Annotated in this window: 16 protein-coding genes; 14 read left to right on the forward strand and 2 right to left on the reverse strand. The window is 64.3% G+C overall.

Annotated features, from left to right (window positions below; all coding sequences use genetic code 11):
- Positions 1-480: 480 nt before the first annotated feature.
- The 14 genes from NPS47_RS17445 to NPS47_RS17510 all read left to right on the forward strand — a co-directional run bounded on the left by NPS47_RS17445 (position 481) and on the right by NPS47_RS17510 (position 14,925).
- Positions 481-1,413 (forward strand): 4-hydroxyproline epimerase, encoded by a 933-nt coding sequence (locus tag NPS47_RS17445; RefSeq protein ID WP_274296063.1) that lies wholly within the window; start codon positions 481-483, stop codon positions 1,411-1,413.
- On the forward strand, positions 1,410-2,525 hold the full coding sequence (locus NPS47_RS17450) for an NAD(P)/FAD-dependent oxidoreductase (protein ID WP_274296064.1): 1,116 nt from the start codon (positions 1,410-1,412) through the stop codon (positions 2,523-2,525). The genes NPS47_RS17445 and NPS47_RS17450 overlap by 4 nt, the downstream gene beginning before the upstream one ends.
- Positions 2,518-2,754 (forward strand): 2Fe-2S iron-sulfur cluster-binding protein, encoded by a 237-nt coding sequence (locus NPS47_RS17455; protein WP_274296065.1) that lies wholly within the window; start codon positions 2,518-2,520, stop codon positions 2,752-2,754. Before NPS47_RS17450 ends, NPS47_RS17455 begins: the two co-directional genes overlap by 8 nt.
- On the forward strand, positions 2,751-4,007 hold the full coding sequence (locus tag NPS47_RS17460) for an NAD(P)/FAD-dependent oxidoreductase (protein ID WP_274296066.1): 1,257 nt from the start codon (positions 2,751-2,753) through the stop codon (positions 4,005-4,007). The genes NPS47_RS17455 and NPS47_RS17460 overlap by 4 nt, the downstream gene beginning before the upstream one ends.
- Positions 4,008-4,063: 56 nt before the next feature.
- Entirely contained in the window at positions 4,064-4,813 is a 750-nt protein-coding gene (locus tag NPS47_RS17465; protein WP_274296067.1) for an AraC family transcriptional regulator, read from the forward strand.
- A gap of 242 nt (positions 4,814-5,055) precedes the next feature.
- Positions 5,056-5,874, forward strand: a complete 819-nt coding sequence (locus NPS47_RS17470) for a transporter substrate-binding domain-containing protein (protein ID WP_274296068.1) — start codon at positions 5,056-5,058, stop codon at positions 5,872-5,874.
- A gap of 10 nt (positions 5,875-5,884) precedes the next feature.
- Positions 5,885-7,666, forward strand: coding sequence for an aconitase family protein (locus NPS47_RS17475; protein WP_274296069.1), 1,782 nt, complete (start codon positions 5,885-5,887; stop codon positions 7,664-7,666).
- Complete coding sequence (locus NPS47_RS17480; protein ID WP_274296070.1) at positions 7,659-8,324, forward strand: amino acid ABC transporter permease; 666 nt, start codon at positions 7,659-7,661, stop codon at positions 8,322-8,324. Before NPS47_RS17475 ends, NPS47_RS17480 begins: the two co-directional genes overlap by 8 nt.
- A gap of 10 nt (positions 8,325-8,334) precedes the next feature.
- Positions 8,335-8,985, forward strand: coding sequence for an amino acid ABC transporter permease (locus tag NPS47_RS17485; protein ID WP_274296071.1), 651 nt, complete (start codon positions 8,335-8,337; stop codon positions 8,983-8,985).
- Entirely contained in the window at positions 8,978-9,700 is a 723-nt protein-coding gene (locus NPS47_RS17490; RefSeq protein WP_274296072.1) for an amino acid ABC transporter ATP-binding protein, read from the forward strand. Before NPS47_RS17485 ends, NPS47_RS17490 begins: the two co-directional genes overlap by 8 nt.
- 97 nt (positions 9,701-9,797) lie before the next feature.
- Positions 9,798-10,826: a trans-3-hydroxy-L-proline dehydratase gene (locus NPS47_RS17495; protein WP_274296073.1), complete on the forward strand. Its 1,029-nt coding sequence runs from the start codon at positions 9,798-9,800 to the stop codon at positions 10,824-10,826.
- A 123-nt stretch (positions 10,827-10,949) separates the two neighbouring features.
- Positions 10,950-11,867: a dihydrodipicolinate synthase family protein gene (locus NPS47_RS17500; protein ID WP_274296074.1), complete on the forward strand. Its 918-nt coding sequence runs from the start codon at positions 10,950-10,952 to the stop codon at positions 11,865-11,867.
- A 69-nt stretch (positions 11,868-11,936) separates the two neighbouring features.
- Positions 11,937-13,319 (forward strand): fosfomycin efflux MFS transporter AbaF, encoded by a 1,383-nt coding sequence (gene abaF, locus NPS47_RS17505; RefSeq protein WP_274296075.1) that lies wholly within the window; start codon positions 11,937-11,939, stop codon positions 13,317-13,319.
- Between the two features lie 25 nt (positions 13,320-13,344).
- Positions 13,345-14,925 carry an aldehyde dehydrogenase (NADP(+)) gene (locus tag NPS47_RS17510; protein ID WP_274296076.1) on the forward strand — a complete coding sequence of 527 codons (1,581 nt, stop codon included), beginning with the start codon at positions 13,345-13,347 and terminating at the stop codon, positions 14,923-14,925.
- A 149-nt stretch (positions 14,926-15,074) separates the two neighbouring features.
- Here NPS47_RS17510 and NPS47_RS17515 read toward each other — a convergent pair whose 3' ends face one another.
- The gene (locus NPS47_RS17515) at positions 15,075-15,383 is read right to left on the reverse strand and encodes a DUF3077 domain-containing protein (protein WP_274296077.1); all 309 of its coding nucleotides are present in this window, start codon (positions 15,381-15,383) and stop codon (positions 15,075-15,077) included.
- An 841-nt stretch (positions 15,384-16,224) separates the two neighbouring features.
- On the reverse strand, positions 16,225-17,232 hold the full coding sequence (locus NPS47_RS17520; protein ID WP_274296078.1) for an Ldh family oxidoreductase: 1,008 nt from the start codon (positions 17,230-17,232) through the stop codon (positions 16,225-16,227).
- Between the last annotated feature and the right edge of the window lie 50 nt (positions 17,233-17,282).

The following is a 17,282-nucleotide window of genomic DNA, read 5'->3' on the forward strand; positions in this document are numbered from 1 at the left end:
AGGTAAAATCACCCGCTGGGTCCCTCTACCCAGTACAAGAGGCATGCCATAAATTGCGCAAGCCATGTAAACCGGGGCTTGCAGCCGTTCCTGGGGTGACTGGAGCGGTTTTCCAGCGGAAAACCCGATAAAAAGTGCGCAACTTCTTGCGCAGTACTGTGCAAGAAGTTGCGCACTCGGCTGCAAGCCACGTGGGCCGTGGCCTGTAGCGATAAAAACGGGGTAAAACGGGGGAATTATGCAAATTCGAGTGCGCAAGAAGTTGCGCACTCGCCACGAACCGAAAGGCGGGACTGCGAGGGGAAGCGTAGGGTCGGATGAAGGGATAAGAGTTTTGCGCTCACTCATAGAACTCCTTCAGCGCACTGCATTAGGCCACTGTGCCGATTTCGTCGTTCGCATGACTTAAAGGCATCAAGCCTGCCAGCCAGCGGACAAGCCACTCTGTCGTTCACTTCCCTGAACGGACGCGGCCTGCCCATGAAACGCATCAGCGTGATCGACTCCCACACCGGCGGTGAACCCACCCGCCTGGTCATCGACGGATTCCCTGCACTTGGCAACGCCAGCATGGCCGAACGCCGCCAGCGCCTGGCCGAGCAGTACGATCAATGGCGTAGCGCCTGCATGCTGGAACCGCGCGGCAGTGATGTGCTGGTTGGCGCGCTGTTGTGCGAGCCGGTGGACCCCAGCGCCTGTGCCGGGGTGATCTTCTTCAACAACACCGGCTACCTGGGCATGTGCGGCCACGGCACCATCGGTCTGGTGGTGTCGCTGGCGCATCTGGGCCGCATTGGCCCGGGGGTTCACCGTATCGAAACCCCGGTCGGCACCGTGCAGGCGACCCTGCATGAAGACCACTCGGTCAGCGTGCGCAACGTACCGGCCTACCGTTACCGCAAGGACCTGACACTGGAGGTGCCGGGCATTGGCCGAGTGGTCGGCGATGTCGCCTGGGGCGGCAACTGGTTCTTCCTGATCGCCGATCACGGCCTGAACGTCGCCGGCGACAATATCGAGGCGCTGACCGCCTATACCTACGCCGTGCAACAGGCGCTGGAACAGCAGGGCATTCGCGGCGAAGACGGCGGCCTGATCGACCACATCGAACTGTTCGCCGACGACCCGGACGCCGACAGCCGCAACTTCGTCCTCTGCCCCGGCAAGGCCTACGACCGCTCGCCCTGCGGCACCGGCACCAGCGCCAAACTCGCTTGTCTGGCCGCCGACGGCAAGCTGCAGCCAGGCCAGGTCTGGCGTCAGGCCAGCGTGATCGGCAGCCAGTTCGAAGGTTCGTTCGAGGCCGACGGCGAACGCATCGTGCCGACCATTCGCGGCCGCGCGCACATCAGCGCCGAAGCCACGCTGATCCTGCAGGAAGACGACCCGTTCGCCTGGGGCATTCGCCCATGAGTCGTGGTGCCGTGGCCGATGTGATCGTGATCGGTGCCGGAATCATCGGTGCAGCCTGCGCGCAATCGCTGGCCGCCCGTGGCCTGCAGGTGCTGGTACTCGATGCCGGTCTGCACGGCGCCACCGCCGCGGGCATGGGCCACCTGCTGGTGCTCGACGACAATGCGGCCGAGTTGGCGCTCAGCCAGCATTCACTGCAACGCTGGCGCGAACTGGCCCCACTGCTACCCGAAGACTGCGCCTACCGCAGCAACGGCACCCTGTGGCTGGCGGCCAATGCCGAAGAGATGGCAGTGGCCGAACATAAATTCAACGTACTGCAAGCCCAAGGTGTGGCCTGCGAGCTGGTTGCCGGACACGCCCTGCGTCAGCGCGAACCGGCGCTGCGCGAGGGGCTCGAAGGCGGTCTGCTGATCAATGGCGACGGCATTCTCTATGCCCCGGCCACCGCGCGCTGGATGCTGCAATCGCCGCGTATCGAACAGCGCCGGGCGCGGGTCAGCGCGGTACAGGGCAAACGGGTGCGCCTGGACGACGGCCAGTGGCTGAGCGCCGAGGCCGTGGTGCTGGCCAACGGCATCCAGGCCACTGACCTGTGCCCGGAACTGCCGATCGAGCCGAAGAAAGGCCACCTGCTGATCACCGACCGCTACCCCGGTACTGTCACCCACACATTGGTGGAACTGGGCTACGTGACCAGCGCGCATAACGCCAGTGGCCCGTCCACCGCCTGCAACATCCAGCCACGCCCGACCGGCCAGCTGTTCATCGGCGCTTCGCGCCAGTTCGGCACCACCGACCCGGCGGTAGAAGGCTGGATGCTGGCGCGCATGCTCAAGCGCGCCACTGAATACATGCCGGACCTGGCGCACTTGAACGGCATCCGCGCCTGGACCGGCTTTCGCGCCGCCAGCCCCGACGGCCTGCCGCTGGTGGGCCGCCATCCGCAGCAGGAGGGCCTGTGGCTGGCGGTCGGTCACGAAGGCCTTGGCGTCACCACCGCCCCGGCGACCGCCGACCTGCTGACCGCCCAACTGTTCGATGAAACGCCACCGCTGACGGCGCAACCCTATCTGCCTGAACGCTTTCTGGGAGTACTCGCCCATGCCTGACCTGACCCTCGATGGCCGCCCGCTGCAGGTGGCTGACGGCACCAGCGTGGCCGCCGCACTGGCGTTGGCCGGTGATGGTTGCTCACGCACTTCGGTAAGCGGCCAGCGCCGCGCGCCGCTGTGCGGCATGGGCATTTGCCAGGAATGCCGGGTGAGCATCGATGGCCGCCGACGCCTGGCCTGCCAGACCCTGTGCCGCGACGGCATGCGCGTGGAGACCCGGACATGAGCGAACACACCAACCTGCTGATCATCGGTGCCGGCCCCGCCGGGCTGGCTGCGGCGCTGGCCGCCGCGCCGCGTGCCGCGCGCATCGTGCTGCTTGACGACAACCCGCTGCCGGGCGGGCAGATCTGGCGCGACGGGCCCCAGGCCAAGGTGCCTGCCCAGGCCCGCCAGCTGCGCGAGCAGGTACTCGCTTGCGACAATGTGCACTACTACAGCGGTACACGGGTAATCGCCCAGCCCGGCCCGGACACCTTGCTGGTGGAAGATGCCGAGCGTGGCTGGCAGATCCGCTACGACCGGCTGATCCTCTGCACTGGCGCCCGAGAACTGCTGCTGCCCTTCCCCGGCTGGACCCTGCCTGGCGTGACCGGTGCCGGTGGATTGCAGGCACTGATCAAGGCCGGCCTGCCGGTGCACGCGCAGCGCATCGTCATCGCCGGCAGCGGGCCCTTGTTGCTGGCCAGCGCCGCCACTGCCAAAGCCAACGGCGCCCGGGTGCTGCGCATTGCCGAACAGGCGTCGGCCGCCGCCGTCGCCGGCTTCGCCGCGCAATTGCCGCGCTGGCCGCAAAAACTCCTGCAGTCCTTCAGTCTGTTCGACCGTCAGTACCGCAGCGCCAGTCATGTACTTGCCGCACTCGGTAGCGACCGTCTGGAAGCCGTGCGCTTGATGCAGAACGGCAAGATCGTGGAAATCGCCTGCGATCGACTGGCCTGCGGCTTCGGCCTGATCCCCAATATCCAGCTGGCCCAGGCCCTGGGTTGCGCCGTCGAACATCAGGCCGTGGCAGTAGACCTCTGGCAGGAAACGACGCTGCCCGGCGTCTATGCAGCAGGCGAATGCACCGGTTTCGGTGGCAGCGAGCGGGCTTTGGTGGAAGGCGCCATTGCCGGCCATGCTGCGGTCGGCAATCGCCAGGCGGCGCAGCGCCTGTTCCGCCGCCGCAGCCGCTGGCATGGCTTTGCTGCCGCGCTGAACAAAGCCTTCGTCCTCGACCCGGCGCTCAAGTCGCTGGCAACTGGCGATACTTTGGTATGCCGCTGCGAGGACGTCCCCTATTCCGCCCTCGCCGGACACAGCAACTGGCGCGACGCCAAACTTGCCAGCCGCTGCGGCATGGGCGCCTGCCAGGGCCGGGTCTGCGGCGCGGCCACCGCGCATCTGTTCGGCTGGCAACCCTCAACGCCACGCCCGCCGTTCAGCCCGGCGCGCATCGACACCCTGCTGTGCCTGAAGGAAACACCCGGCGCTTGAGATAAGCGCCGGGGACCCTCTATGATCCCGACGGTCGCCCCCGGACCGTCCGCGCCATGCACGCCACGCTCAACCACTTCGCCCCCTGCGATCTGCCGACCCTGCTGAGCAGCCTGCAGCCCATCGCGCCGCTGCTCGACACCCTCAACGACGTGGTGTTCTTCATCAAGGACCGCGAAGCGCGTTACGCCTTCGTCAACCAGACTCTGGCCCGGCGCTGCGGGCGCAAGCACTGCGATGAGCTGCTCGGCCTCACCGCCGAACATGTGTTTCCCGCCCGTTTCGGCCCGCTCTACACCGAGCAGGACCGCCGTGTGCTGAGCAGCGGCCGGGAACTGGCCGACCAGCTTGAGCTGCACCTGTATTTCGGCAACCAGCCGATCTGGTGCCTGACCCACAAGCGCCCGCTCAAGGACGCCAACGGCAACATCGTCGGGCTGGCCGGGATTTCCCGCGATCTGCAGTTGCCGCAGTCGAACCACCCGGCGTTCCAGAAACTCGCCGCCGTCGACGCGCATATCCGCGCGCACTTCAGCCGCCCCATCAGCCTCGCCGAACTGACCGCCATCGCCGGGCTTTCGATCGCGCAACTGGAGCGTCATTGCAAACGGATCTTCCAGCTCACACCACGACAGATGATTCACAAGGCGCGGCTGGAAGAAGCGTCACGCTTGCTGCAAAACCCCGACCTGCCGATCACCGACATCGCCCTGCGCTGCGGTTACACCGACCACAGTGCCTTCAGCCGCCAGTTCCGCGCCCTCACCGGGCTCTCGCCCAGCCAGTACCGCGACAGCCAGCGCTGAGTGTTCCTTTAAGGGGCGCTGCGCGCACGCAGTGCTCCCATATGTAACACCCGCTGCTCACCCGCCCGACTGCAGTTAAATCGCCTGCAACACCTCCCCTTTGCTGCAGACGCCCTAGCTCATGGGCTGAAGGATTATTCCCACAACCACAACAAAACAGGCACGGCCATTGCACTACAAAATATCGTATACGAAATTACCAATACGATATCTAACAGCACTTAACCGACCACGAGGCATCTATGAAAAACCGCACATTTGCCGTAGCCCTCAGCGCTGTTCTCAGTACCGCTTTTGTTGCCAACGCCCAGGCCGACAAGCTCGACGACATCATCGGCTCCGGCAAGCTGCGCTGCGCCGTAACCCTGGACTTCCCGCCCATGGGCTTTCGTGACGAAGCCAACAAACCCGCGGGCTTCGACGTGGACTACTGCAACGACCTGGCGAAGATTCTCGGGGTCGAGCCCGAAGTGGTCGAAACACCCTTCCCTGACCGCATTCCGGCCCTGGTTTCCGGGCGCGCCGACGTGATCGTGGCGTCCACCTCCGACACCCTGGAGCGCGCCAAGACGGTCGGCCTGACCGTGCCCTACTTTGCCTTCCAGATGGTCGTGCTGACCCGCGACAACACCGGCATCAACAGCTTCGACGACCTCAAGGGCAAGGCGCTGGGCAACACCAGCGGCACCTATGAAGCCATCGCCCTGGAGAAGGATGTGAAGAGCTGGGGCAGCGGCAGCTTCCGCGCCTACCAGTCGCAGAACGACACCCTGCTCGCCGTCGCTCAGGGCCATATCGACGCCACCGTGGTCACCAACACCGTCGCTGCGGCCACCCTCAAGTCCGGCAAGTACAAGAACCTCAAAGTCGCCGGTAACGCGCCTTACGTGATCGATTACGTTTCGCTGGGTGCCAAGCGTAACGAGTACGGCCTGCTGCGTTACCTCGACCTGTTCGTCAACCAGCAGGTGCGCACCGGGCGCTACAAGGAGCTGTTCACCAAGTGGGTCGGCACCGAAATCGCCCCGACCGACCTGACCGTGCCACAGGTCTACTACTGAGGTGGGCAGCATGACCAGCACTCCCAAACCCCTGACCGGGCGTAGCCTGGTCGAGGGCGCGGCCCAGGGCGAACTGCTGTTCGCCGACACCGGGCTGAGCTTCTGGGGCGGGGTCGACCCGTTCAGCGGCGAAGTGATCGACCGCCATCATCCGCTCAGCGGCCAGTGCATCGCCGGGCGGGTACTGGCGATCCCCAGTGGACGTGGCTCGTGCACCGGCAGCAGCGTGATGATGGAACTGATCAGCAACGGCCACGCACCGGCAGCACTGGTGCTGGCCGAAGCCGACGAAATCCTGACCCTCGGCGTGCTGGTCGCGCAGACCTTGTTCGGGCGTTCCCTGCCGGTGCTGTGCATCGGCAAGGAGGCTTTCGCCGGATTGCGCAGCGCAAGCTTTGCGCGGCTCGACGGGGCACACCTGAGCACCTTTGCCCAGGCCCCCGCCGATGCCTGGCAAGCACCCGCCCCAGCCCGGGCTGAACGCCCATTCACGACGGCACTGGCCCTGACCGCTCAGGACCAGGCACTGCTCGATGGCAGCCACGGCAAGGCTGCACAGGTGGCGATGCAGATTGTCCTGCGCATGGCCGAGCTGCAAGGCGCCGAACAGCTGCTGGACGTGACCCAGGCACACATCGACGGCTGCATCTACACCGGCCCCGCCAGCCTGCGCTTCGCAGAACAACTGGTGCAGTGGGGCGCGAAGGTGCGGGTGCCGACCACGCTCAATTCCATTTCGGTCGACCAGCGCCGCTGGCGCGAACTGGGCATCGACCCGGCACTCGGCGAGCCGGCCAGTGCCCTGGGCGATGCCTACATGGCCATGGGCGCGCAACTGAGCTTCACCTGCGCGCCGTACCTGCTCGACAGCGCACCGACCCTGGGTGAACAGGTGGTCTGGGCCGAATCCAACGCGGTGGTCTACGCCAACAGCGTGTTGGGTGCGCGCACGCTCAAATACCCCGACTACCTCGACATCTGCATCGCCCTGACCGGCCGTGCACCGAGCATCGGCTGTCACCTCGACAGCCGGCGCAAGGCCCAGCTGATTGTTGAGGTGCCAGTGCTGGACGGCCTCGACGACAGCTTCTATCCCCTGCTCGGCTACCACATCGGCGCCCTGTCCGGCTCACGGATTCCCCTGGTGCGCGGGCTGGAACAGGCACAACCGAGTCTGGACGACCTCAAGGCCTTCGGCGCCGCCTTTGCCACTACCTCTGCCGCGCCGCTGTTTCATATTGCCGGGGTCACACCCGAAGCGCTGGACCCGGCGCAGGTCCTTGAACCCGGCGTGAACCTGCCCCGCGAACGCCTGCAACTGAGCGAACTGCTACGCAGCTGGTGCGCGCTCAACAGCGCCCGCGAGCCACAGGTCGATGTGGTGTCGCTGGGCAACCCGCACTTTTCGCTCAGCGAGTTCGCCGTGCTTGCCCGTCTGTGCCAGGGCCGACACAAACACCCGGACGTGGTGGTGGCGATCACCTGCGGTCGCACCGTGCTCGAACAGGCCCGCGCCGCCGGACATATCGCCGGGCTCGAACGCTTCGGCGTGACCCTGGTGACCGACACCTGCTGGTGCATGCTCGGCGAACCGGTGATCCCGCCGACGGCGCGCACACTGATGACCAACTCGGGCAAATACGCCCATTACGGCCCAGGTCTGGCCGGTCGTCCGGTGCATTTCGCCAGTCTCGCCGAGTGTGTCGAGTCGGCCTGCAGCGGCCAGGCCAGCGCTCGCCTGCCCGCCTGGCTGCAACCTGCCGCCTGCAAGGAGAGCCCCGCCCATGTTTGACTACACCTTCCAGTGGCGCTCCGCCCTGCGTGCCCTGCCGGACATGCTGGCCGGCGCCTGGGTCACCTTCGAGACCGCTGCGCTGTCGATGATCTTCGGGGTGCTGATTGCCCTGGCCCTGACCGTCATGCGCGAAGGCAAGCAGCCGCTGCTGCGCGGCTTTGCCGATGGCTGGGTGTCGATTGCGCGCAATACGCCCTCGCTGTTCCAGATCTACATCCTGTACTTCGGCCTCGGCTCGCTGGGCCTGCATGTCAGTTCGTGGATCGCCCTGCTGGCGGGAATCACCTTCAACAACGCCGGGTACCTGGCGGAGAACTTTCGCGGCGGCCTCAAGGCGGTACCGACCACGCAGATGCGTGCGGCGCGCTCGCTGGGCATGAGTGCCTTCCAGACCTACCGGATGATCGTCATCCCGCAGCTGCTGCGAGTGGTGTTCTACCCGCTGACCAACCAGATGGTCTGGGCAGTACTGATGACCTCTCTGGGGGTGATCGTCGGCCTCAACAACGACCTCACCGGCGTGACCCAGGACTTCAACGTCAAGACCTTCCGCACCTTCGAATACTTCGCCCTGGCGGCAGCGCTCTACTACGTGATCGCCAAGGCGATTGTCGCGGTAGCCCGGCTGATGGCCTGGCGACTGTTCCGTTACTGAGGAGCCCGGCATGTTTTCCACCGGATTTACCTGGAACGACTTGAAGTTCCTGCTCGACGGGGCCCTGGTCACCGTGCAGCTGACCTTCTGGGCGATTTTGCTGGGCACCTTCGCCGGGCTGCTGTTCGGCCTGGCCCGGGCCTTGTGGCCCCGGCTCAGCCTGCCGCTGGCGTGGGTACTGGACGTGTTTCGCAGTGTGCCGCTGCTGATCCAGTTCGTGCTGTTCAACTCGTTCAAAAGCATCGTCGGGCTGGACATCAGCGCCTTCAGCGTCGGCTGCATCGTGCTCGGCGTGTACACCGCCGCGTACTTCACCGAGATCGTCCGCGGCGGCGTGCTGGCGGTGTCGCTGAGCGTGCGCCGGGCCAGCCGTTCGCTGGGCATGAGCTACCTGCAGGATTTGCGCTGGATCGTCCTGCCGATGGCCACCCGCGTGGCGTTTCCCGGCTGGCTGAACCTGGTGCTGGGGGTGATGAAAGACACGGCGCTGGTGATGTGGATCGGCATCGTCGAACTGCTGCGCGCCTCGCAGACCATCGTTACGCGGATTCAGGAACCCCTGCTGGTGCTGTGCATCGCAGGCCTCATCTACTACGTCATGAGCCTGGTGGTTGCCCGCCTGGGCGCCCGACTGGAAAGAAGGTGGCAGGAAAATGATTGAGATCCAGAACGTACACAAATCCTTCGGCAACCTCGAAGTGGTCAAGGGCGTGAGCCTGACCGTGGACAAGGGTGAAGTGGTGTCGATCATCGGCGGCTCGGGCTCGGGCAAGTCGACCTTGCTGATGTGCATCAACGGCCTGGAGCCGATCCAGAAAGGCAGCATCCGCGTCGACGGCGTCGAGGTGCACAACCGCGCCACCGACCTCAACCGCTTGCGGCAGAGGATCGGCATCGTGTTCCAGCAATGGAACGCCTTTCCGCACCTGACCGTGCTGGAAAACGTGATGCTCGCGCCGCGCAAGGTACTGGGCAAGAGCAAGGAGCAAGCCGAGGAACTGGCGGTCAAGCAACTGACCCACGTGGGCCTGGGCGACAAGCTCAAGACCTTTCCCGGCAAGTTGTCGGGCGGGCAGCAACAGCGCATGGCGATTGCCCGGGCGTTGGCGATGTCGCCGGACTACATGCTGTTCGACGAAGCCACCTCGGCACTCGATCCACAACTGGTGGGTGAAGTGCTGGACACCATGCGCATGCTCGCCGAAGACGGCATGACCATGGTCCTGGTGACCCACGAGATCCGTTTCGCCCGCGATGTCTCGGACCGCGTGGCGTTTTTCCGTAACGGCCTGGTGCACGAGATCGGCGCGCCGGACCAGGTGATCGGCAACCCGTTGCAGCCGGAGACGGCGGCATTTTTGAAGTCCGTGAAGTAACAGCATCGCGGGGCAAGCCCGCTCCCACCGGGAACCTCGGTGGGAGCGGGCTTGCCCCGCGAAGAGGCCCCGCCCTTCAACACAAGGAGTCCCGTGAATGCGTTCCTCAAAGATCATCCACATCGTCAATTGCCACGCCGAAGGTGAAGTCGGCGACGTCATCGTCGGCGGCGTCGCGCCACCGCCCGGCGCCACCGTCTGGGAACAATCGCGCTGGATCGCCCGCGACGAAACCCTGCGCAACTTCGTCCTCAACGAACCGCGTGGCGGCGTGTTCCGCCACGTCAACCTGCTGGTGCCGCCGAAGGATCCGCGCGCGCAGATGGCCTGGATCATCATGGAGCCTGCCGACACCCCGCCGATGTCCGGTTCCAACTCGCTGTGCGTGTCCACCGTACTGCTCGACAGCGGCATCCTGCCGATGACCGAGCCCGAAACCCGCCTGGTGCTCGAAGCCCCCGGCGGCCTGATCGAAGCAGTCGCCGAGTGCCGCGACGGCAAGGTCCAGCGCGTGGAAGTGAAGAACGTACCGTCGTTTGCCGACCGTCTCGACGCCTGGATCGAAGTCGAAGGCTATGGCTCGCTGCAGGTCGACACGGCCTACGGCGGCGACAGTTTCGTCATTGCCGACGCCCGGCAGCTGGGTTTTGCCATCCGCCCCGACGAAGCCAGGGAGATTGTCGAAATCGGCCTGAAGATCACCCACGCCGCCAACGAGCAGTTGGGCTTTCGTCACCCGCTGAACCCGGACTGGTCGCACATTTCCTTCTGCCAGATCGCCGCGCCGGTTGAATACGAAAACGGCATCGCCACCGCTGCCAACGCCGTGGTCATCCGCCCCGGCAAGATCGACCGTTCACCTTGCGGTACCGGCTGCTCGGCACGCATGGCGGTGATGCAGGCCAAAGGCTTGCTCAAGGTCGGCGATCGCTTCATCGGCCGTTCGATCATCGGCTCGGAGTTCCACTGCCGCATCGATTCGCAGACCGAAATTGCCGGACGCGCGGCCATCTACCCGTGCATTTCCGGACGCGCCTGGATCACCGGCACCCACCAACTGCTGCTCGATCCGAGCGATCCATGGCCGCAAGGCTACCGGCTGTCGGACACCTGGCCGGGTGCCTGATCACTAAGTCATTGATTTTCAAACACCCTTAAAACCCGATCCGCCACACACGAAAAAAACACTGGTCGACATCACACACTTTTAATATCGTATACGAAATACAATAAACAACCGGAGAACACCATGAGCAAGCACGTAAACTGGAGCGGCGTCTTCCCTGCGGTCACCACTCAATTCAACGACGACTTCTCGATCAACCTGGAGAAAACCCATGAGGTGATTTCCAACGTGATCCGCGATGGCGTCTCGGGCCTGGTGGTCTGTGGTTCGGTGGGTGAGAACACCTCGCTGACCGCCGAAGAAAAGATCGCCGTGACCGAAGTCGCCGTCGACGCCTCGCGCGGCCGGGTACCGGTGATCTGCGGCGTGGCAGAATTCACCAGTATCCAGGCGGCCAAAGTGGCCAACGCGGTGCACAAGGCCGGCGTCGACGGCGTGATGCTGATGCCGGCGCTGGTCTACGGCTCCAAGCCGTTCGAGACCGCCGAGCATTACCGCTACGTGGCCAAGCATGCCGACGTGCCGCTGATGGTCTACAACAACCCGCCGATCTACAAAAACGACGTCACCCCGGACATTCTGATTTCCCTGGCCGACTGCGACAACGTGGTGTGCTTCAAGGACTCCTCCGGCGACACCCGGCGTTTTATCGACGTGCGCAATGAAGTCGGCGATCGCTTCGTCCTGTTCGCAGGCCTCGACGATGTGGTTCTGGAAAGCATCGCCGTCGGCGCCCAGGGCTGGGTTTCGGGCATGTCCAACGTGTTCCCGAAAGAAGGCGAGACGATCTTCCGCCTGGCCAAGGCCGGACGCTTTGCCGAAGCCCTGCCGATCTACGAATGGCTGATGCCGATCCTGCACCTGGATGCCCGCGCAGATCTCGTGCAGTGCATCAAGCTGTGCGAAGCCATCGCCGGTCGCGGCAGCGCCCTGACCCGTCCGCCACGCCTGGCGCTGCCGGAAGCGGATCGGCTGTTCGTCGAGCAGATCATGGCCAAGGCCCTGGCCAACCGTCCGCAGCTGCCGGACGTCGGCCTCTGAGTGATGACCGGGCCGGCTCCATTGTGGAGGCCGGCCCGCCTGTTTTGCGCCCATACAGGAAACGCCAGCATGTCCAGTCACCCTTCCCGCGCAACCACCCCTGCAGGTTTGAAACGTGTCGTCGCCGCAGCCATGGCCGGCACCGTCGCCGAATGGTATGAGTTCTTCCTTTACGGCACCGCCTCAGCCCTGGTCTTCGGCCAGTTGTTCTTCCGCCAGACCGACAGCCCCGTCGACGGCATCATCGCCGCCTTCGCCCTGTATGCCGTGGGCTTTCTCGCCCGTCCTCTGGGCGGGCTGGTGTTCGGTCACTACGGTGACAAGTTCGGCCGCAAGCGCCTGCTGCAATTGAGCCTGGTGGTGGTCGGCATCACCACCTTCCTGATGGGCTGCCTGCCCGGTTTCGACAGTATCGGTTATGCCGCGCCGGTGTTGCTGGTGCTGCTGCGGCTGATTCAGGGCTTTGCCTTCGGCGGTGAATGGGGCGGCGCCATCCTGCTGGTCTCCGAGCACTGCCCGGACAACCGCCGCGGCTTCTGGGCCAGCTGGCCGCAAGCCGGGGTACCGGCCGGTAACCTGATCGCCACCCTGGCCCTGCTCCTGCTGTCGAGCACCCTCGCCGAAGAGCAGTTCCTCGCCTGGGGCTGGCGTGTGGCGTTCTGGTTCTCGGCCGTGGTGGTGCTGATCGGCTACTGGATCCGCACCAGCGTCGACGATGCGCCGATCTTCAAGGAGGCCCAGGCCCGTCAGGCGCAAAAGGCCGAGCAGCAACTGGGCGTGGTCGAAGTCTTGCGCCATCACTGGCGCGCAGTGCTGGTCGGTATCGGTGCTCGTTTTGCCGAGAACATCCTCTACTACACCGTGGTGACCTTCTCGATCACCTACCTCAAGCTGGTGGTGCACAAGGACACTTCGCAGATCCTCCTGCTGATGTTCGGCGCGCACCTGCTGCACTTCTTCCTGATTCCGTTGATGGGCTACCTCTCCGACCTGGTCGGGCGCAAACCGGTGTACCTCACCGGCGCGGTGCTCACGGCGTTCTGGGGTTTCGTCGGCTTCCCGATGATGGACACCGGCAACAACTGGCTGATCATGGCGGCGATTACCCTGGGGCTGGCCATCGAGTCGATGACCTACGCGCCCTACTCGGCGCTGATGGCCGAGCTGTTCCCGACCCACGTGCGCTACACCGCCCTGTCGCTGTGCTACCAGGTCGCGCCGATTTTCGCCGGCTCCCTGGCACCGCTGATCGCCATCACCCTGCTCAACAAGTACCACAGCTCGACACCGATCGCCTGGTACCTGGTTGGCGCCGCGCTGATCTCGATCGTCGCCGTCGGCCTGACCCGCGAGACCCGTGGCAAGTCGCTGCACGCGGTCGACGCCGAAGCTGCTGCACGCATCGCCGCCGGGCAAACCGCGCCTGTTCGCCAAGGCAGTTCGCTGGCCTGACCCCACCCTTGATATGGAGTGTTCCATGCCGGACATCATCGGCCACAACTACATCGGCGGCGCGCGCAGCGCCGCTGGTACTGTCACCCTGCAAAGCCATGACGCCAGTAGCGGTGAAGCGCTGCCTTATTGCTTCCATCAAGCCACGCCCGAAGAGGTGGACGCCGCCGCTCGCGCCGCACAACTGGCATATCCGACGTTTCGCAACTTGGCACCGGGGCGGCGGGCAGAATTCCTCGAAGCCATTGCCGCACAACTGGACGCCCTCGGGGATGATTTCATCCAGTTGGTGACCCGTGAAACGGCGTTGCCCAATGCACGTATTCTGGGCGAACGCGGGCGCACCAGCGGGCAGATGCGCCTGTTCGCCGAGGTCCTGCGCCGGGGTGATTTCCTTGGAGCACGGATCGACCGCGCGCTACCCGATCGGCAACCGCTGCCACGTGCGGACCTGCGTCAGTACCGTCTCGGCGTCGGTCCGGTCGCGGTGTTCGGGGCGAGCAATTTCCCGCTGGCCTTCTCCACTGCGGGTGGCGACACCGCCGCCGCGCTGGCCGCTGGCTGCCCGGTGGTGTTCAAGGCGCACAGCGGCCATATGGCCAGCGCCGAGGTGGTCGCCGATGCGATCATCCGCGCCGCCGAACAGACCGGCATGCCCAAGGGCGTGTTCAACATGATCTACGGCGCCGGCGTGGGCGAAGCGCTGGTCAAGCACCCGGCGATCCAGGCGGTCGGCTTCACCGGCTCGCTCAAGGGCGGACGCGCGCTGTGCGACATGGCTGCGGCGCGACCACAACCGATTCCGGTATTTGCCGAGATGAGCAGCATCAACCCGGTGCTGGTACTGCCGCAGGCGCTGGCCAGCCGTGGCGAGCAGATCGCCCGCGAACTGGCCGCCTCGGTGGTGCTAGGTTGCGGTCAGTTCTGTACCAATCCAGGGCTGGTCATCGGCCTGCGCTCACCGGCCTTCAGTGCCTTCACCGAGCAACTGGTCGGACAACTGGCCGAGCAAGCCGCGCAAACCATGCTCAATGCCGGCACCCTCGCCAGTTACGGCAAGGGCGTACAGGCGTTGCTTGCCCATCCGGGCATCAGCCACCTGGCGGGTCAGCCACAACAGGGCAGGCAGGCCCAGCCGCAGTTGTTCAAGGCGGACGTAAAACTGCTGATTGAGGGTGATCCGTTGTTGCAGGAAGAAGTCTTTGGCCCAGCTACCGTGCTGGTCGAGGTGGCCGATGTCGGCGAGTTGCATCAGGCCCTGAGCGGTCTGCACGGTCAGCTGACCGCGACACTTATCGGCGAGACAGCGGACCTGCAAGCCCATGCCGAATTGCTGCCGTTGCTGGAACAGAAAGTCGGACGCGTGTTGTTCAACGGCTACCCGACCGGCGTCGAAGTCTGTGATGCGATGGTGCATGGCGGGCCGTATCCGGCGACATCGGATGCGCGTGGCACCTCGGTTGGCAGCCTGGCCATCGAGCGTTTCCTGCGCCCGGTGTGCTACCAGAACTGCCCGGATGCGCTGTTGCCGGAAGCGTTGCAGAACGCCAATCCATTGGGCATTGCCCGCCTGGTGGACGGCCAGAGCAGCCGCGGACCACTGTAACAACAGTCCATCCCGGTGGGAGCGGGCTTACCCCGGGTACAAACCGGGGACATCCTTTACATTTCAAACCGCGTCCAGGCCTAAAATGTGTAAACCATGTCCCCGGTTTGCTGTGTAAAGGATGTCTCCGGTTGTACACCCGCGATGCTTTAAAGCGGATTCAACTCTCTATTCTCAAGGGCATCGAGCAAAGCCTCAGTCAGCCCCTTGGCCATTTCCACTGAATGCAGGGTGGACCAGAGAAAGCCCTTGGATGATTCATCGATACCATCGAAAGCCTTGTTTCCCGTGTCATACGCACAACGCAAGTACAGCGAGATATGCACCAGGGCGTCGTGCGGGGCGAGGCCGGCGTTGACGGAGAACAGTTGCGGGTGACCAGCGGGGCAGTCGCCGAACGGTTTTTCGAGGGTGGGATAGAGCGAGGGTATTGGTGGATCGGGGACGATTTTTTTCATGGCAGCCTCCTATTGCATAATTGAGCCGCCTACCACTTGTTTCCACACAAAGGGGTGGCAGCTGTACGCGGGGTGGAAAACCGGGGCAATAGGAGCCAAACCCGGCAGACACGAATGTCTCCCGCGCACAACCGCCATAAAGGCTACTCCTTAAATTGCTTTCCGGGTTTCCACACCCGGTCACTTAAACGACAGTGACTAGGCGAGCCTATTAGGACTGGTTTCCCAGAGCAATCAGAAGTGCATCGACAGACCGCGTAGGTTATTTCCTAGGACCTGAAATAACCAGATTTAAAATCTTTCGAAGCAATTTGACACCCCGCGCACCCAAAGCAAGAGCGTAGCGAATTGTGCTTTTGATCTTGATCCACCCGCCCCGTTAACCAGTAGGGCTGAGTGGAGGTGTCGTGGAGGGGCTAGCGCGCAGCGCCTTCGGCGTTAGCCGAAGTTGCGAAGCGTAGAGTTGCTTGCAACTCGTAGCTCGCAATGCCCCGTAGCGGCACCGGAGCGAAGGGACCCGAAGCGTAGCGTAGGGCCCCTGGTGGGGCGAGCCCTTTGCGTTACTTTGGGGCGTTTGCCAAAGTAACCCGCCGTAAGGGCGGAAAGGTGACTTAGCGCCACCCTCGCCGATGGATATGTACACAAACCCGGGGGCCATCACAGGGCAATCCCACCCACCGGGCAGTCCAGACAGACCGTAGGAGCGGATTTACCGGGACGCCGGACCGCCGCGAAGGGGCGCAGCACGGCCCCAAAAGATAGGACCGCTACGCAGTCCTTCGCGGCGGTCCGGCGCTCCGGTAAATCCGCTCCTACAAGACAGTTGCTCCCACCGAGGGGGTCAGGCCAACAACGCCTTGAGATCGTTGTACAAGGCTTCTGGAATCTCTACGCCCTCTACCAGGCTGTGCGCTCGCGCCGCATAACGACGCTGCGATGGCAACCGCGCACCCTGCCCTTCGATACTTTCAAACACGGTTTCGGCGCGAGCCAGATGCTGATCGGCAGCGTCTCCGAGAAACCGCTTCGGGTCCAGGGCAATCAGCAATTCACCATGGTAAGGCGAAGATTTGCTGCCATCGGCATGGGCCAGCGATTCAGCGCTGGTCAGGTCACCAATCAACGGCCCGGCAATCAACTCGACCATCGCCGCCAAGGCCGAGCCCTTGTGCCCGCCGAAGGTCAGCATCGCACCACGGTCCAGCACCACATTGGGATCGGTGCTGGGCTGGCCGTGTTCGTCCACCCCCCAGCCTTCAGGGATCGCCTTGCCCGCGCGCCGATGCAATTCAATGTCACCCCGAGCAATGGCGCTGGTGGCGAAATCGAACACATAAGGATGCTTGCCATTGCGCGGCCAGCCGAACGCGATGGGGTTGGTGCCGAACACCGGCTGGTGCCCGCCGGCCGGCGCAACCCAGGCATGACTCGGGGTAAATGCCAGGGCAACCAGGCCGGCGTCGGCCAGTTGCTCGATCTCAACCCACAAGGCAGAAAAGTGCACACAGCGATTGATCGCCAGCGCCGCGATGCCATTGCTCCGTGCCTTGGCCTGCAGCAGCGGCAAGCCCGCCTGGAACGCCAGCTGTGAGAAGCCGCCAGCGGCGTCCACACGCACGATCGAGGGCGCTTGATCGATCACTTCGGGGCGCGCGTCGGCGACCACTTTGCCGGCCTTGAGCGAGCTGACGCAGCCCAGCACCCGGTACAGGCCATGGGAGGCGCAACCGTCGCGCTCACCGGCAACGATGGTGTCGCTCACCGCCTGGGCATGGTCGGCCGTGAAGCCGTTGTGCAAGAGGATCGAATGCGCGAGCGCATGGGCATCGGACAGCGTCAATCGGATCATGGTCATCTCCTTGAGCAGACTGTCCAGTCTGCCCGAGACCTGCCCTTTCG

Source organism: Pseudomonas putida (assembly GCF_028682475.1).
Classification (GTDB): Bacteria; Pseudomonadota; Gammaproteobacteria; order Pseudomonadales; family Pseudomonadaceae; genus Aquipseudomonas; species Aquipseudomonas putida_AG.

Coding starts and splice junctions, on each gene's coding strand:
- NPS47_RS17450 (WP_274296064.1), top strand. CDS start 1,410: ATGAGTCGTGGTGCCGTGGCCGATGTGATCGTGATCGGTGCCGGAATC.
- NPS47_RS17510 (WP_274296076.1), top strand. CDS start 13,345: ATGCCGGACATCATCGGCCACAACTACATCGGCGGCGCGCGCAGCGCC.
- NPS47_RS17485 (WP_274296071.1), top strand. CDS start 8,335: ATGTTTTCCACCGGATTTACCTGGAACGACTTGAAGTTCCTGCTCGAC.
- NPS47_RS17460 (WP_274296066.1), top strand. CDS start 2,751: ATGAGCGAACACACCAACCTGCTGATCATCGGTGCCGGCCCCGCCGGG.
- NPS47_RS17455 (WP_274296065.1), top strand. CDS start 2,518: ATGCCTGACCTGACCCTCGATGGCCGCCCGCTGCAGGTGGCTGACGGC.
- abaF (WP_274296075.1), top strand. CDS start 11,937: ATGTCCAGTCACCCTTCCCGCGCAACCACCCCTGCAGGTTTGAAACGT.
- NPS47_RS17470 (WP_274296068.1), top strand. CDS start 5,056: ATGAAAAACCGCACATTTGCCGTAGCCCTCAGCGCTGTTCTCAGTACC.
- NPS47_RS17480 (WP_274296070.1), top strand. CDS start 7,659: ATGTTTGACTACACCTTCCAGTGGCGCTCCGCCCTGCGTGCCCTGCCG.
- NPS47_RS17475 (WP_274296069.1), top strand. CDS start 5,885: ATGACCAGCACTCCCAAACCCCTGACCGGGCGTAGCCTGGTCGAGGGC.
- NPS47_RS17495 (WP_274296073.1), top strand. CDS start 9,798: ATGCGTTCCTCAAAGATCATCCACATCGTCAATTGCCACGCCGAAGGT.
- NPS47_RS17500 (WP_274296074.1), top strand. CDS start 10,950: ATGAGCAAGCACGTAAACTGGAGCGGCGTCTTCCCTGCGGTCACCACT.
- NPS47_RS17490 (WP_274296072.1), top strand. CDS start 8,978: ATGATTGAGATCCAGAACGTACACAAATCCTTCGGCAACCTCGAAGTG.
- NPS47_RS17515 (WP_274296077.1), bottom strand. CDS start 15,383: ATGAAAAAAATCGTCCCCGATCCACCAATACCCTCGCTCTATCCCACC.
- NPS47_RS17465 (WP_274296067.1), top strand. CDS start 4,064: ATGCACGCCACGCTCAACCACTTCGCCCCCTGCGATCTGCCGACCCTG.
- NPS47_RS17520 (WP_274296078.1), bottom strand. CDS start 17,232: ATGATCCGATTGACGCTGTCCGATGCCCATGCGCTCGCGCATTCGATC.
- NPS47_RS17445 (WP_274296063.1), top strand. CDS start 481: ATGAAACGCATCAGCGTGATCGACTCCCACACCGGCGGTGAACCCACC.